This is a genomic window from Rhodomicrobium udaipurense JA643 (genome assembly GCF_000636015.1).
Taxonomy (GTDB): domain Bacteria; phylum Pseudomonadota; class Alphaproteobacteria; order Rhizobiales; family Rhodomicrobiaceae; genus Rhodomicrobium; species Rhodomicrobium udaipurense.
The window spans coordinates 17,879-32,145 of sequence record NZ_JFZJ01000029.1; the positions used below are offsets into that span (position 1 = coordinate 17,879).

15 protein-coding genes and 1 pseudogene are annotated in these 14,267 nt (G+C 60.4%); 10 read left to right on the plus strand and 6 right to left on the minus strand.

Features of this window, described 5'->3' with window-relative positions:
• Positions 1-52 precede the first annotated feature (52 nt).
• From T281_RS17530 to T281_RS06560, 7 genes are all read left to right on the plus strand, one after another.
• A complete protein-coding gene (locus T281_RS17530) occupies positions 53-379 on the plus strand; it encodes a hypothetical protein (RefSeq protein WP_155955135.1) in 327 nt (108 codons plus the stop codon).
• A 12-nt stretch (positions 380-391) separates the two neighbouring features.
• A complete protein-coding gene (locus T281_RS17535; protein WP_052037188.1) occupies positions 392-2,503 on the plus strand; it encodes a calcium-binding protein in 2,112 nt (703 codons plus the stop codon).
• A gap of 26 nt (positions 2,504-2,529) precedes the next feature.
• Positions 2,530-2,994: a hypothetical protein gene (locus tag T281_RS06540; RefSeq protein WP_245269174.1), complete on the plus strand. Its 465-nt coding sequence runs from the start codon at positions 2,530-2,532 to the stop codon at positions 2,992-2,994.
• Positions 2,995-3,054: 60 nt separating this feature from the next.
• Positions 3,055-4,083, plus strand: a complete 1,029-nt coding sequence (locus tag T281_RS06545; RefSeq protein WP_081796643.1) for an HNH endonuclease — start codon at positions 3,055-3,057, stop codon at positions 4,081-4,083.
• A 618-nt stretch (positions 4,084-4,701) separates the two neighbouring features.
• A complete protein-coding gene (locus tag T281_RS06550) occupies positions 4,702-5,877 on the plus strand; it encodes a site-specific integrase (RefSeq protein ID WP_037236049.1) in 1,176 nt (391 codons plus the stop codon).
• Between the two features lie 167 nt (positions 5,878-6,044).
• A complete protein-coding gene (locus T281_RS06555; protein WP_052037193.1) occupies positions 6,045-6,344 on the plus strand; it encodes a helix-turn-helix domain-containing protein in 300 nt (99 codons plus the stop codon).
• Entirely contained in the window at positions 6,337-7,617 is a 1,281-nt protein-coding gene (locus T281_RS06560; protein WP_037236052.1) for a type II toxin-antitoxin system HipA family toxin, read from the plus strand. The genes T281_RS06555 and T281_RS06560 overlap by 8 nt, the downstream gene beginning before the upstream one ends.
• 112 nt (positions 7,618-7,729) lie before the next feature.
• On the opposite strand, the gene T281_RS06565 is transcribed toward T281_RS06560, so the two are convergent.
• Complete coding sequence (locus tag T281_RS06565; protein WP_037236055.1) at positions 7,730-7,909, minus strand: hypothetical protein; 180 nt, start codon at positions 7,907-7,909, stop codon at positions 7,730-7,732.
• Positions 7,910-8,121: 212 nt separating this feature from the next.
• Here T281_RS06565 and parA point away from each other — a divergent pair, with 212 nt between their 5' ends.
• The 3 genes from parA (at position 8,122) to T281_RS06580 (ending at position 10,347) form a co-directional block, all read left to right on the plus strand.
• Positions 8,122-8,742, plus strand: a complete 621-nt coding sequence (parA, locus tag T281_RS06570) for a ParA family partition ATPase (RefSeq protein ID WP_037236058.1) — start codon at positions 8,122-8,124, stop codon at positions 8,740-8,742.
• A 268-nt stretch (positions 8,743-9,010) separates the two neighbouring features.
• Positions 9,011-9,307: a ribbon-helix-helix domain-containing protein gene (locus T281_RS06575; protein ID WP_037236062.1), complete on the plus strand. Its 297-nt coding sequence runs from the start codon at positions 9,011-9,013 to the stop codon at positions 9,305-9,307.
• Complete coding sequence (locus T281_RS06580) at positions 9,304-10,347, plus strand: replication protein RepA (RefSeq protein WP_037236066.1); 1,044 nt, start codon at positions 9,304-9,306, stop codon at positions 10,345-10,347. Before T281_RS06575 ends, T281_RS06580 begins: the two co-directional genes overlap by 4 nt.
• Before the next feature lie 6 nt (positions 10,348-10,353).
• On the opposite strand, the gene T281_RS18700 is transcribed toward T281_RS06580, so the two are convergent.
• From T281_RS18700 to T281_RS17545, 5 genes and pseudogenes are all read right to left on the minus strand, one after another.
• Positions 10,354-10,533 carry a hypothetical protein gene (locus T281_RS18700; protein WP_155955137.1) on the minus strand — a complete coding sequence of 60 codons (180 nt, stop codon included), beginning with the start codon at positions 10,531-10,533 and terminating at the stop codon, positions 10,354-10,356.
• A gap of 538 nt (positions 10,534-11,071) precedes the next feature.
• Complete coding sequence (locus T281_RS06585; protein WP_037236069.1) at positions 11,072-11,302, minus strand: helix-turn-helix transcriptional regulator; 231 nt, start codon at positions 11,300-11,302, stop codon at positions 11,072-11,074.
• A 61-nt stretch (positions 11,303-11,363) separates the two neighbouring features.
• Complete coding sequence (locus T281_RS06590; protein WP_081796645.1) at positions 11,364-12,842, minus strand: zinc metalloprotease HtpX; 1,479 nt, start codon at positions 12,840-12,842, stop codon at positions 11,364-11,366.
• A pseudogene (locus T281_RS17540) lies at positions 12,839-13,528 on the minus strand (TraM recognition domain-containing protein); the annotation flags it as partial. The gene T281_RS06590 and the pseudogene T281_RS17540, both read right to left, overlap by 4 nt.
• Entirely contained in the window at positions 13,431-14,261 is an 831-nt protein-coding gene (locus T281_RS17545) for a type IV secretory system conjugative DNA transfer family protein (protein WP_081796646.1), read from the minus strand. The pseudogene T281_RS17540 and the gene T281_RS17545, both read right to left, overlap by 98 nt.
• Positions 14,262-14,267: the final 6 nt, after the last annotated feature.

Here is a 14,267-nt window from a genome sequence, read left to right on the forward strand (position 1 = left end):
CCCGCCGCATTTTTCCTGAAAATGGATTTGAACAAAGAAAGAGGCATTGGTGATGAGTACTAGAGCGGCGCTATTGATTTTGATGGCGCTATGTCTAACCGGATGTGGCAAAAAGGATGCCGCGCAAGGCGCTATCCTGGATATGGAGACGTTCACAAACTTCGACGCCTGCGTCGCAAAGGCGCATGCTGATCGCATCAAAAGAACGGACGTCAAGACATTCTCCGAAAAGCAAAACGACGACCGGCAGGCTGAGGTCTACATGTCAGCAATTGTCCTGAACGCAGGAAGCCACCAGCCAAGCGTGCACAGCTCGCCGCTCTGCGTGACCGCGTCGATCACCGGATCGATCAATTCGATTCCGCATGGAGCACCCTGAAAATCTGGGTGGATGCGAACGGCGGTCGAGGACGCCACCCACACCAGCTTCTTCACCTTCACCAGCGGCGCGACCGCGACGGTCGCAGACGCATGGTTCGTGCATGACAAGACGAATAGCTATTACAACGGCGATTACACACTCGACGTGGATACGTTGTTCCTGCCGACGCTGCGCGGGTTCGGCACATTACCGGACCTTGCTATCGCCGAAAGCCAGGATTCAACACTTAAAGGGCTGGTCAGCGATTTTGTCAGCGGCTTTGACCCTACGACGAGTTTCGCAGACGCAGCCACGCTCAACAGCGACATCAGAGACATTCTTTATCGCTGGGCGGGCGTTGATGGTGTGAGTTCGAGCAGCCGCGGCAGCTATATTGATGCCCGTGAACTTGAGTTCATGGAGAAGTTTTTCAGTCAATCGTTCATTCAACGCGGGCCTCAATCATCAGACCCTTATCCAGGTGCTGCAGCCGACCTCGACGTCTCCTGGCAGCATCTATTCTACACATTAAAGGCCCAGCTGCTTGCTCAAGCAGGAGCCGATATCATCTACGGCGGAACCATCAGCTACAATCCATCGACGGGCGCGTTCGACGGAACGAAGACGCTCTCGCAGGGCGCCATCGACGACTTGGAGCTGGCGGCCCCAACGACTAGCACGGCCGAGAGGCAATCTTACTGGGAGCAAGTAGCGGAGTATGTCAATTTTACCAAAGGGTTCACCAATCTTAGCTCTGGTGAAACCACCATGCTCAACAATGCCATAGTTGCCACTGACTCCGCCCCTTCATGGGATTTCATCGCATTCCACTCGGTCCCGAGCTGGGTCGGGCAGGTCCTCGTTGGCGGGGATGGTGGGACGACCCTTAACGGCACGTCCGGCGACGATATTATCACCGGCGGCACGGGAAGCGACCATATCAACGGCGGCGGCGGAAACGACGTCATGCACGGCGGGAACGGCGATGACGCAATCTCTGCCGGATACGATACGTCTGCGACCATTTACGGCGATGCAGGCAATGATACGATTTATGGCGCTGTTTACGGAGACACGATTGTATACGGCGGAGACGGCAATGACACGATCACCAGCTACAATGGCAACGATACACTCATCGGCGACGCCGGTAATGACGTCATCTATGTCGGCGGAGGCAACGATACTATCGACGCAGGTTCCGGCGGAAATTTTGCCTATGGCGGTGGAGGCGACGATACATACATCTACAGCGGTGGCAATGATGTTTATAGTGAATACAGTGGCGGCGGCACGGACACCGTTGTCCTGCCTTCTGGCATTGACAGCGGCGATCTAACATTGGAAAGGGCGGTGACCGCAAGCGGTGTTGATTTGCTGATCACCGTCGGAAGTCTCGGCAATATCGAAATCGCCAGTTTCTTTAACTCATACGACGGAACGCTGCTGAATAGCATTGAGACCGTGACGTTTTCAGACAGTACAACGCTCAGCCTCTCGGCATTTTCATCCTTGTTAACGCGCGGCACAGACGGCATCGACGATATTTATGGAGCCTACACATCCCAAAATATCGACGATACCATTTTAGGCTATGCCGGTAATGATACGATCCATGGATATGGTGGAACCGACGTAATCGATGGCGGATCAGGTAACGATCACCTGTATGGCGGCTCCGAAGCATGGCGTTCCGGTGCAACATTTGCCGCAATCAGAGATCCGATGACTGCAGTCGATGCACGTGTCAGCGGAGATAATGTTACGGTGGAGCACATTGTAGCGCTCTGCGAAGGTGGTTTCGGCTATGAGCTAGCGATGGTTGTAGCTTCGGCTGCCGACCTGCTTGAGCCACTTGACCAGGACCTTTCTTCTGAGGCTGTTACCCTGCAGCGCCAGATAAAATGCGGATTGTCCGATGCTGCAGCTTTAGCGTTTTACGAGGCAGGATTTTCTGACCGCGTCGTGGCGAAGGCATTGGGCGATGCATTCGGCGGCGTTACAGACCGGTCCTCAGTGCGACGTGTATGTCGACGCCGGCGAGAAGACGTGGCGACTGTTCTGGCCGATTTCCCGTCGTACTTCGAAACGGTAGCTGCAGAACTGCTGGCCGGCACGCCGTTGCCGCGAAGGAAAAACTGATGCGTGACTCCGCGAAGATCGTGGCGATGATCGCCGCCTGCGACGATCCCGATAAGCTGCGGCAGTGGATCGCGAACGCAAAGCGGGGAAGAGCGAAGGACGTAGAAGAGGCGGCGTTCCGGCGTCTCATCGAGGTCCTGCCGAAGGAACAGCCGGGCTCCGTCGAGCATGATTTCTGGCGCACCGTGCATGCCTTCGAACATGTCCTGAGCGAAGAGCGGGGCAAGACGACGCGCCTTGCGCGCACGAGGCAGAAAGTGGTCCGCGTCGGCGAGGTCGAGACCCTGAAAGACTGGGCCCTCGGCACCAAAAGCACGGACGGCTTTGCGACGCTGATCGAGCGTTGCATGCCCGAGCTCACGGGTGAGGCGATCGTCCTGCGTCATGCGGACCACTTCGATGCCACCGTGGTAGAGGCGGCGCGCAAGCGCCTCGAGGAGGCGGGCGTCGATACGGCCTCGCTGCCCGCGCCGGCAATACCGACGTCGTAATTGCAGCTCGGATCGCACAGCTTTGAGCAGCCGCAATAACTGAACTTACCAGGAGAACGAATGTCAGCGAAAACGCTTTATGGTTCGGCGAACTGTCGGGGATGCAACGATCCCATTACAGAGGCCAATGATTCGGAAGGGCACGTTATTCCAAATGCGCTCGGGGGGTGCCTCAAACCTAAAAGAATTATCTGCCAGACTTGCAATGGCGTGCTCGACCGGCTCGCTGACAACGCTTTGATCAAGGCGTTCGGCGATTGGCCGACCCTCATGGATATCCCTCGCGATCGAGGAAACAACCCCTCAAAGATCGTCGACACGAGAAATGGCAAAAGGGTTCGTGTCGAGCCAGATGGCACGCTGACGAGGATCGATGTTGACTACAACGTCGCCACCTCCGGAGATGAGAGTAAGATCGCGATTGCCGCTGGGGATATGAAGACTGTCCGTCAACTACTCCAGCGTGTTAAGAAGCAGTTTCCTGAATTCGATGCGAAGGCAGCAGAACAATACGCGCAAGTCGTGGGCCTCCAAGACGACGATCTGTTAAAGATGGGGCTAGATTTCAGCCCTCCAGCGGTTTTCGGAGGCGTCGTTACTGCCCTGTGGATTTTCCTGGTGACCACAACCGGCAGAGCCTTCATGGATATGCCGAAGCTGCAGCAGGTCATTGCAGATGTACAAACCCACGGAGGCATGTTCCGTTACCTGCCGGACGGCTTGCCGGGCTTAGTCGGCCCCGAGATATCACTCTCCAACAAGATCGTAGTCCGGTCTGTCCCATCCACAGGGGAGTTGATTGGCTACGTCGAAATCCTTGGAATGCTACAAATTGGCGGAATTTTTGCAAGCGCCGGGGGACCAGCCGTAGAGATCGAGCATATCTATGTCCACGATGTAATCGGCAAGCGTGACCGCAGCGCAGAATATTCCATCGATAAAAATGTCTTTGACCGGCAAAATTGGCGCACCGTCGGACGTGGGCCGACGCTCCAAGATGCTGACGCGCTTAAGGCGCACTTCAGACGACGTCTCGAGAATGTTTTTGTACGCCGCTATCACAACCGTTTCAGCGCGGCCGTAGCATAGCGAGGTGGCGGTCCCCGCCGGCAGAGATCCAGTGGGGGATAACCCGAAATTGAACGGATCTGGGTTACGAGAACGCGAAACGGGGGGCGTTATCTGCCGTTACGATCCCATTGGCCAGATCTGTGGACGCCTTTCCTTCCGCGCGCATCCTGCCGGACCGGGCTCTAGGCTGCCGCCGCGTGCACCCGCTTCGCCAAGGCTTGCATCGTCACGGCCCATGCGGGTGAAGATCCCTTGCGCAGAAAGCTCGGGGTTCACCACCAAAGCAGGCCCTGCTTGCTTCGCCGTTTTCCACCGTCGCCCATCCGGGCGAAGGCGACGGACGGCTCCAGACGAAGCAGGCAAGAATTTAGATAGCTGCCGCAATGACATAGGAGTTCTCAGTTTCATCCTGTCGGGCGCACCGGGGAAGATTCGAACTCCCGACCCTCAGATTCGTAGCTTGCGTTTTCCATCCTCCAGCAGCCGCCACGATTACCACAATTCTACGCAGAATCAGTGCATTAATTCGACAGTATCCGTCATGATTATGCCACCGATACCCCCCAAAGTGTTTGCCAATTGTTTGCCCGAGACCCCCAGAGTGGCGGTCGGGACCCCCAGATCATGGAGCGGACAATGGGCGATATCGTCCACGCGAAAGTCACCAAAACCGCCATTGACCGCCTCCAGCCGGGGCAGCTCATCCGGGATACCGAACTGAGCGGCTTTGGCGCCCGGCGGCGTGCCGGGGCTCCGGTCTATTTCGTCCAGACACGGATTGCAGGGCGGCTGCGCTGGCTGACGATCGGCACGCACGGCATCCCCTGGACAGCCGAGACCGCGCGCAAGCAGGCGCTGAAGCTTCTGGGTGAAATCGCCGGTGGCGGCGACCCCACGGCGCCGAAGCGGGAGGCAAAGGCCCAGATCACGCTGAAGGAAGCTTCTGTGCTGTTCATGGAGCAGCACGGCCCCCGCCTCAAGCCCCGCACCCGCGAGGAATACGACCGCCTGTTTCGGCTCCATCTCGTGCCAGCCTTCGGGAAGAAGAACATTATCGACATCACCCGCCCCGACATTGCGCGCTTCCATGCCAAGCGGGCAGCAACGCCCTCCGGCGCCAATTTTGCGCTGGCGTGCCTGTCCAAACTCATGACTTGGGCCGAGGAAACGGGATTGCGGCCCGAAAACACCAACCCCTGCCGCAAGGTCAAGAAATACCGTGCCGGACAGCGCGAGCGCTATCTGACCCTTGAGGAATACGCGCGCCTTGGCGAGGTGCTGGATGGCCTGGAGCGCAACGAGGAGGAAAGCCCGTTCGTCATTGCCGCCGTGCGCCTGCTGGCGCTGACCGGCGCGAGACTGAATGAAATCCTGACGCTGCACTGGTCTTACGTGGATTTGCAGCGATGCATGCTGTTCCTGCCCGACTCCAAGACCGGCCGCAAGCCTGTCCGGCTCAATGACGAGGCGGTAGCGGTGCTGACGGCGCTGCCGCGCCTCAACAGCAACCTTTATGTGCTGCCGGGACGCCGCGACGGCATTCATCTGGTGAACCTTCAGAAGCCGTGGCGCCGGATCCGGACGCTGGCCGGGCTGGAGGGGGTGCGGCTGCACGATCTCCGGCATTCCTTTGCCAGCATCGCCGCCGCCAACGGGGCGTCCCTCCCCCTCATCGGCAAGCTCCTCGGACACAGCCAGCCGCAGACCACGGCGCGCTATACTCATCTGACGGATGCGGCCGCACAGCAGCTCAATTCAACGGTCGGATCGGCCATCGGGGCCGCGATGGGCCGCCCACATGCGCTTGTGTAAATATGCACACATGTGGGCGTGTATGCGCCGACATGAGCGCCCCATGTTCCCGCTCGGGAACATGGGGTCCTGAAACGGCAGTTTTCCGCTTAAATGTTCCCGCTCGGTAACATTCGCTTGCCGAGGGGCGGAATCCGGTGTTAATGTTCCTGCTCGGGAACACACATATGACGACCAAACGGACCAGAACCGGGGATTCGCAAGAGCAGCGGCTCGCGGAGCGTTTCGGCGCGCTGGTGCGGCAACGCCGCGAAGCCCTGAAGCTCCGGCAGGATGACCTCGCGCTCGCCGCCAATGTCGGGCGCCGGTTCATCGTCGAGCTGGAGGCCGGAAAGCCCAACTGCCAGCTGGGCAAGGCCCTCGCCGTGGCGGCTGCCGTCGGCCTGAAGGCCTTCGAGCCCGTGGAATCCTCTCCTGATGCCCTGCTGCCGGACCTCCCCGAACTGAAAGACGAGCCGGGTGCCTGAATTAGTCGTCTATTACGAAACCCGCCGCGTGGGCACCATCGAGGTCGGGGCCGACGGCCCCTCCTTCGCTTATGATCCGGCATGGCTCAAGACTAGGGGCGCGTTTCCGGTATCGGTGCTGATGCCGCTGTCAGCGCAACCGGTGCCGTCCCAGATTTTCCTGCCGTGGGCATCGAACCTCCTGCCCGAAGGCGCCCAGCTGCGGGCCATCGGACATGCGCTCGGCGCCTCCCCCGAGGATATCATCGGCATCCTGCGGGAAATCGGCCGGGACACAGCGGGGGCGCTTTCCATCGGCCAGCCGGGCTCGACCAGTTCGGGCGACTGGCGCCCGATCGGATCGCCCGAAAACCTTGAGCGGATCATCAATGAGCTGCCCCGCAAGCCGTTCCTTGCGGGCGAAGACGGCGTGTCCATGTCACTGGCGGGGGTACAGAGCAAGATCGGCGTCGCCGTGGATGGCGAAGGGCAGCTTTGCATTCCGGTCGACGGAGCGCCGTCCACCCACATCCTCAAACCGGATTCCACGCAGCTTTACGGCAGCGTCCAGAACGAGGCGTTGTGCATGGTGCTGGCGCGTCGGTGCCGCCTGAACGTGCCGGTGGTGACAACGGGGGCGGCCGGGGCGCGAAGCTACCTCCTCGTGAACCGGTATGACCGCATCGAGCAGGACAGGCGTTGGCGGCGCCTCCATCAGGAGGATTTCTGCCAGGCGCTCGGCAAGCCCCCTTCCGCCAAGTACGAGGCCAACCAGACCGGCATCCGGGGGCCGACACTTGCCGACATGTTCGCCCTCACCCGCGCGACGATGCAGGCACCCGACATCATCCGGTTGCTGGATCAGGCGGTGTTCAATGTGCTGGCCTGCAATACCGATGCTCACGCCAAGAACTACTCGCTCCTTCTGGGCAGCCGGGGGATCAGACTAGCGCCGCTGTATGATGTGATGTGTGCTGATGCGTGGGACGGGATTACCCGTAACCTTGCCCAGAGAATCGCTGGCAAGAACCGGGGCGAGCACCTGAAGCGCCGTCATTGGGAACGCCTTGCCGAGGATTGCGGCCTCAATCCCGCCCGCGTGGTGGGACGTGTGGCTTCTCTGTCCAGGCTTGTCCTGCGGGAGGCGGCTTCAGCGGAGGATGCAGTCGCCGCCATGCCCGCCGGTGGTCATGGGCTCCTGCCTGCGTTCCGCGAGGCGATTGAGCGGCGCGCGCGCGCCGTGCTTGCGGGGCTTGAGGACGGCAGCGCGAGCGAGGGGGATGCGAATACCTGATCGGACATGTGTGCATGTCATCGTGAACGCATGCGGACATGACGACAAGGGATTCGTAGGCTGGCAATTAACGACAAAGCCCGCCGGATGGCGGGCTTTGGGGCTGCTCCCCTCAAGGGAGCAGCCAGTAGTGTGTTTGCGGCGCATAGATCGCCGCCGCGAGCCAGAGGCCCACAGCGGTAGTGATCGTGCCGAGAATCTTTCCGACGATTTGATCGTCGAAAAGAAGGAAGAGGCCCACACCTATGCAGGCCAAAATCGTCGCAAGGACGATGAAGTCGTTGAAAGTCAAGGTATCCCCTAAAAATAAATGTTTGATGCAGTAAAAGTGATTGGCAAAAATCGCTCTTATTTCAAGTATGTCACGTTAAATAATCTAGTATTGAACAATAATTCATATAGTTACGTGAGGCGATTTTCTCATGGAATAGAGCTGGCGTCAGATTAGGCAATTTCTGCCCTCCCCGCCTCGTCTTTCACATGCGCTTATGTAAACATGCGCGCATGAAGACAATCGCGCTCGTCTCGCAAAAAGGCGGTTCCGGGAAGACAACTCTCGCCATCAACCTCGCCATCGCGGCCACGTTATCCCGCAAGGTCGTGGTCATCATTGATTTGGACCCGCAGCAGAGCGCAGCGCGCTGGGCGCGCCTGCGTTCAAACGAGGAGCCGGTCATCCTTCCCGGCCACGGTCCCAACCTTCCGGACCTGGTGAAGCGGGCCGAGGACGGCGGCGCCGACATCCTCATTATCGATACCGCTCCGAAATCCGAGAATGCGTCGCTGATGGCCGCCCGCTTGAGCGACCTCGTCCTCATTCCCTGCCAGCCGTCCAACCTGGACCTCGACGCGGTGGCGGATTCGGTGAACATCGCGAGCCTTGCGAAGGTCAAGGCGGCCTTCGTGCTCAACAACTGCCGCAGCTCCAGCGGACTGGCCGATGACGCGGCCGACGCGCTTGGCGCCTACGGCCTGCCCCTCGCTCCCGTCCGCATCGGCAGCCGGGTGGCCTTCGTAAAATCCCTCACCGAAGGCAAAGGCGTTCTGGAATACGAGCCGAAAGGTGCAGCCGCGCAGGAAATCAAGGCGCTGGCAACGTTTGCACGCGCACAAGGAGGCATGTAGTCATGTGGACATGCCCACAGTTCTACGTTTCAGCCTGCAAACAGGCACACACGAGGACACCCCGACATGACGGCCTGTCCGTAGCACGGCATGCCACCAATTTTGCATGCGCTCTTGCCCGCATGTGCACAGCCCCACATGCTGCAAAATCCACACCCAAGCACATCCATCCTGCGCGCATATCCAAATGCGCACCCGCGAGATTAAGCACACGCGCGCACGCCAGCCTTTCCCACAATCCCACATCCCAACAGGAGGGCATGCGCACATGAGCACAGAACCACGTGTCAACAAGCTGAAAGCCGCCATGCAAGGCATGGCGGGGCCGACGCTGCCGCCGACGGTCACGATTCCGAAGGAGGCTGAGGTGAGGGCCGTTGAGGCCCGCAAGACGCCTTTGGCGCCCAGCCGTCACGGCAAGCGGGTGGTATCGGCTTACGTGGACGCGACCGCCGCCAAACAGCTTCGTGTGCTTGCAGCGAGCCATGAAACCACCACCCAGGCGCTGCTGGAGGAGGCGTTAAACGACCTTTTCCGCAAGTACGACCGAAGCGCCATTGCATGAGCAGCAGCAGCTTAAGCCAGGTCAACATCCGCGACGCGGACCTTCTGGCTGAGCTGGAGCGCCAGCGCACGAGTCCTGTGCTGGAAGTCGTCGTCCGTCAGCTGGAGCAGAAACAGGCGAAGCGGGATGAGCTCGCGGCCATGCCGCGCGACAAGCGGCGGCGGGCCACCACGCGACACGAGATTGCCGAGAAGGCGCCCGAGCTGCCGGATCTCCGGCACATTCACAGCGTCCTTGCGGTCTGCGGCCTGCCCTATCGGCGGCAACCCATTGAAACCCGTGAGTTCGAACGCCGTCAGGGCCCGATGAAACTCATTGTGGAGGCAGGAAACCTCACGTCCCCTGAAAACGGTGCCAAGGTCCAGCAGCCTATCCCGTTCGGGCCGAAGGCACGGCTGCTGATGATGCATCTCTGTTCCGAGGCCGTGCGCCAGAAATCTGCCACCATCTCCATCGCCGACAACCTGACGGCCTTCATGCGCGAGATGGGCTTTCCCGCGACGGGCGGGAAAAAGGGAACGCTCCATGCGTTCAAGGAGCAGCTGAATGCCCTGGCGGCGGCGCGGATGACGATCGCCGTCTGGAACGGGGAGAGGGCCAAGCAGCGCTATATTCAGCCTTTCAGCGAAGTGGACATCTGGATGCCACTCAATCCCGAGGAGCGGATGCTCTGGCCGACCACCCTCACGTTCAGCCTTGATTTCTATGACAGCCTCAAAAAACACGCCCTGCCGCTGAACGCAAAGGCGGTGCGGGCCTTCGCGGGCTCGGCGCGCAAGCTGGATCTGTATTTCTGGCTGGGATGGCGGCTCAACAACCTTGAAACCACCAAGACCATTTCGTGGACGGCACTCGCCGAGCAGTTCGGCAGCGATTACGACCGCATGGACAATTTCCGGCGTGACTTTTCTGCGGACCTGAAGGCCATTCAGGAGGTGTTCCCGAAACTGCCGACCAGAATTACCGAGGACGGACTGGTGATTGCCGGGGCGGGGCCGGAAGTGCTGGCGCTTCCCGAGCCTCGGCTCGCAAAGAAATAACTCCCATCAGCGGGCGGCATCCAGCGGTTTGAAAGTGATGCCACGGCTTTCACTGCGCGCGGTCCGGTGAGGCATGGCGACAATTTCAACATCCAGGCTGAAGGCAGTCAGGAAGCCGATCTCATAGATGTCAAGCCTACGCAGACTTGCTAGGGAATGACTTTTCCTGCAATGCAGGAATTTCAATCGCTTAGCTCACCCCCCGCGCAGACTTGCTAGAGCGCCAACGCAGACTTGCTAGGGGGAAGGGTAATTTCAGCGCAGACTTGCTAGGGGTTGAGCGCAGACTTACTAGGAATACAGCGCAGACTTGCTAGCGTATCAACGCAGACTTGCTAGGTGTATATATAGAACAGAACATTCCAGAACCGTACGACAGGACATTCCAGAACATTTCTTTACAGAAAATATCCAGAATTTACAGAAAAAGGGCTTTCCAAAATTTAAAGGGGGTTTTAAGTCCGAACCGACACCTCAGTCAGCGGCTTTCAGCAACGGCCTTTCCTTGTCGGAAGGGATGATTTGGCGCACGATGGCAGAGCCGTTGAGGATCGGTTATGCGGCGAAACGGGAGGTCTTTTTAGAGCCTTTTTGTTGCGACGCACACCAACCTTCCCAATCAAGGTGGAAAATCAACCAGAATCCCGCCTAGGCGGTCTCAGGCCCCATCACTGTCACCAAATATCCCGGGGGTGCGGGGGCAGAGCCCCCGCGTGGTAAGCGCCTATCTTGTATACTCCGATGTGGAGGCATAACTCTGCCGGTCGAGCCAGGCGACGATGTCCGACTGGCGGTAGATGACGCGGCTGCGTTTGCCGGGGCCGACCTTGAGGTAGCGCGGGCCGGTGCCTTCGATCCGCATGCGTTCCAGCGTGCGCCGGGACACGCGAAGGAGTTCGGCCGCCTCGACCGAGGTCAGAAACGTCAACTCCGGTGGCGGCGGTGTCAGCGGCATCCCATTCAGCGGTTCGAATCACCTTGAGCATACCGCCATTGGCGGCCCGAAGGCGAGGTGTCTACTCGCTGTAGGTCAGTCCGCGCAGGTCCCGAATCCGCTCCTCGCTCCGAACGGATTGGATACGATCGCGGATGGTCGGGTGCGTTCTGAAGTACCGTTGCGCCACGTCCCGGAAGAAGAGTTCCGGGGCCACTTGCGTGGCTGACGCGGCACGAGGCTGGGTGCCTTCCAGAACCTCCAGCAATGCGATCATGCTGGCCTTTCCGGCAACAGCCGCCCCGAATCCATCGGCGCGCAGCTCACGGGCGCGGGAGAGCTTGAGCACCATCGCCTCGCCAAGGAATGAGAACGCCCAACGTACAAGCGCCCTCGCCGGTGTGATGAGCATCCAGGCGGCGAGCGAGCGCTGGAAGCATTGTGCGTACATCATCCGCGCCATGTCTCCGGTGACGATGTGGCCAAGCTCGTGGGCGAGAAGTGCGTCCATCTGCTGAGAGGAGAGCTTGTCGACCGCGCCTTGCGACACACCAATCACGGCCCCGTTGTGGTCCTTGCTGCCAACGGCAAAGCCGTTGACGTCCTCTGATGGGAAGATGCCGACGCGGGGTGCCGGACTGAACCCGATGGCGTCGCTCATCTCCTGCATCCGCTGCTGCAGCCAGTTTTCCGGCTCCACGTACTCAAGCTTCATGTTGCGCGCCACGCGCTCGGAAGCCGCCTGCATTTGCGTGCCCGCGCCGACCCACCCGAAGAGCAGCACGACGGGGATCGCCACCGTCAGGGCACCGAGTGAGAACACGGCGCCGAAAATAAAGGTGCTGATGGCCGCCGCGATGCCGATTGTGATCGCGGTATTGAACGTGGAGGTGTGAAGAAGGCGCGCCTGAAGGCCCGCTGTTCCATCAAGAACAGACCGTTCACCGAGCCCGAACCTCGACGACGACAATACCTTCACCGGTTCCGGTGCGGGTGCGTGCATGGGCTCAGGCGCAGGTGCGGGGGCATGCGCAGGCGGTTCGGTGAATTGAGGAGCTTGGATTGCCGGGGCTGGCGACGCAAGGCCCAGGTATTCCGCCAATTCAGCGGGTGAAATCGTCTGAGCCGCTGCGGCATGCCAGAGCGCCATCCACACGAGGGAGGCGTGCCGCCAGTAGGCTGCTTCCTCATCACTCAAAACAGAATTCCAGTGTGCGGTGTTCTCGTACACCATATCCACCGCCTGGCGGTACTTCTCGGCTCGGCTGCCGCTTGGATCGCGGCGGCTCAGCGTATTCTGGACGTCCTGTTCAAGGACCTCGTCGAACTCCGCAAAAGAAGAGGCCTGGCTCCGCGAATCCAGCACCTCATCAAACCGCCGCTCTAGGAGGTCGGCAACGTCATGCTCCAGCCGCCGCCATTGCAGGGCATCGTAGTAATTCACCACCAAGTTGTGAAACCCCTGCCGCAACTGGTCCGCATGTTGCGCGACCAGCCTTAGCAGCGCGTCAGTGCGGGACACTTCCGGTTCAGGACGACGCGATGGATCTGGATTGCTCATGAGCGGGCTCCAATCTGCGAGGACGAGGGGAGAGAGGTCGTGAGGGAACGCCAGTGACGGCGGCGGGCCTTGAGTGGGTATCCGCCCGCCTGCTTGGACAGGATGATCGTGGTGCTGGGGTGGGTTTCTCCCGGCTCGCGCGCGCCGAGATACGTGCCGACCTCGAATGGTGTCAGCAGTGGCCGGGGTGCCAGCACCACCGGTTCGGTAATGTTGATGGACTGGCTGGTGTTGCGGCCCTCGCCGAACCCCCCGAGCTGGATTGGGGTCGCGGTATCGCTGTCGTTGACGCCGATGGAGTGTGTCCACGACAGGTTGGGGTCGCGGTAGGGAAAGGTGGTGACCCCAAGGGCGCTGGAGACGTGCTTCTTGGTTTTGGCGTCAAGCGTCGCCCCGAAGAAGACCTGGTGGTCGGTCTGGGAGAGGAACACGTCCGCCCAGCGCTGATAAACGCCTTCGAGCTGAGCCACGTCCTGAACAAAGAACCAGAACCAGGCGCCCGAGGAGCGCATTTGCGCGACGGCGTCGCGCATGAAGGGCATGTCCCGCAGCGCCGCGAACTCATCCAAAATAAAGAGCACCGAGGCTTCATGAGCGTCGCGTTGCTCCTGCAGCGCCGAGAAGGCGCAGCCGATCATGGCCCTGAGATACCGGAAGCTGGTGTGCGTCTCCTTGAGCGGGATGGTGAGGTAGACCGTGGTGCCGGGGTTTGCCGCGAGGTCCGAGAACTGGAAGTCGCTCTTGGCGGAGGAGCTTCCGCTCGCGGCCGTAGAATGAGCCCGCCTGACGGCGGACGAGGGGGCCGAAGGTGTCGGAGCTCATGAGCTTGAGTGTGTCCTCGAAGTATTCCGGGACGTTGGGGTCGCGTTCGGGGCGGTCGCCGAGGAGAGGCAGGCAGCACAGCCGCTGCACTTCAGAGAGGTTCGCCGAGGCTTCGATGTCGAACTTGCGCGCCTCCTCGCTCATCTCGACCACGCCCATGATGAGGAGGGTGAGGAGATTGACGGCCTCGTTTTCCCAGAAGCCAGCGTCAGCGGCGCCTTTGTCGCTCTGGCGGACGACCAGCATTTCCGCCAGGAGACGCGCGCGGGCGCCGCGTTCGCGGACGCCGCCGAGTTCGTCCAGGGGATTGTAATGGTCACTTGGAGGCTCGCCGGGTTGTGCGAAGGGCGCGAGCCGGTACACCTTCCCGAAGCGGCGCCTGTGCCGTGCCGTGAGGTCGTAGAGCTCGCCTTTCGGGTCGAGCACAACCACCGAGCCGCTATAGCGGCGCAGGTTCTCGACAATCTGGGTTGCACTCTTGCCTTGCCCGGTCGGTGCAACCGTCAGCAGATGTCCCGGGTAGCGCGCCACCAGCGGATGCCCGGTGGTGTGGTCACCATCCATGAGCTCCCCCAGGTAGAGCCCGCGTCCCGGCACAACCGG

Excerpts from the sequence above, each read along its gene's own strand:
- T281_RS17530 (WP_155955135.1), top strand. The coding sequence starts at position 53 with ATGAGTACTAGAGCGGCGCTATTGATTTTGATGGCGCTATGTCTAACC.
- T281_RS17535 (WP_052037188.1), top strand. The coding sequence starts at position 392 with ATGCGAACGGCGGTCGAGGACGCCACCCACACCAGCTTCTTCACCTTC.
- T281_RS06540 (WP_245269174.1), top strand. The coding sequence starts at position 2,530 with ATGATCGCCGCCTGCGACGATCCCGATAAGCTGCGGCAGTGGATCGCG.
- T281_RS06545 (WP_081796643.1), top strand. The coding sequence starts at position 3,055 with ATGTCAGCGAAAACGCTTTATGGTTCGGCGAACTGTCGGGGATGCAAC.
- T281_RS06550 (WP_037236049.1), top strand. The coding sequence starts at position 4,702 with ATGGGCGATATCGTCCACGCGAAAGTCACCAAAACCGCCATTGACCGC.
- T281_RS06555 (WP_052037193.1), top strand. The coding sequence starts at position 6,045 with ATGACGACCAAACGGACCAGAACCGGGGATTCGCAAGAGCAGCGGCTC.
- parA (WP_037236058.1), top strand. The coding sequence starts at position 8,122 with ATGAAGACAATCGCGCTCGTCTCGCAAAAAGGCGGTTCCGGGAAGACA.
- T281_RS06575 (WP_037236062.1), top strand. The coding sequence starts at position 9,011 with ATGAGCACAGAACCACGTGTCAACAAGCTGAAAGCCGCCATGCAAGGC.
- T281_RS06580 (WP_037236066.1), top strand. The coding sequence starts at position 9,304 with ATGAGCAGCAGCAGCTTAAGCCAGGTCAACATCCGCGACGCGGACCTT.
- T281_RS06585 (WP_037236069.1), bottom strand. The coding sequence starts at position 11,302 with ATGCCGCTGACACCGCCGCCACCGGAGTTGACGTTTCTGACCTCGGTC.
- T281_RS06590 (WP_081796645.1), bottom strand. The coding sequence starts at position 12,842 with ATGAGCAATCCAGATCCATCGCGTCGTCCTGAACCGGAAGTGTCCCGC.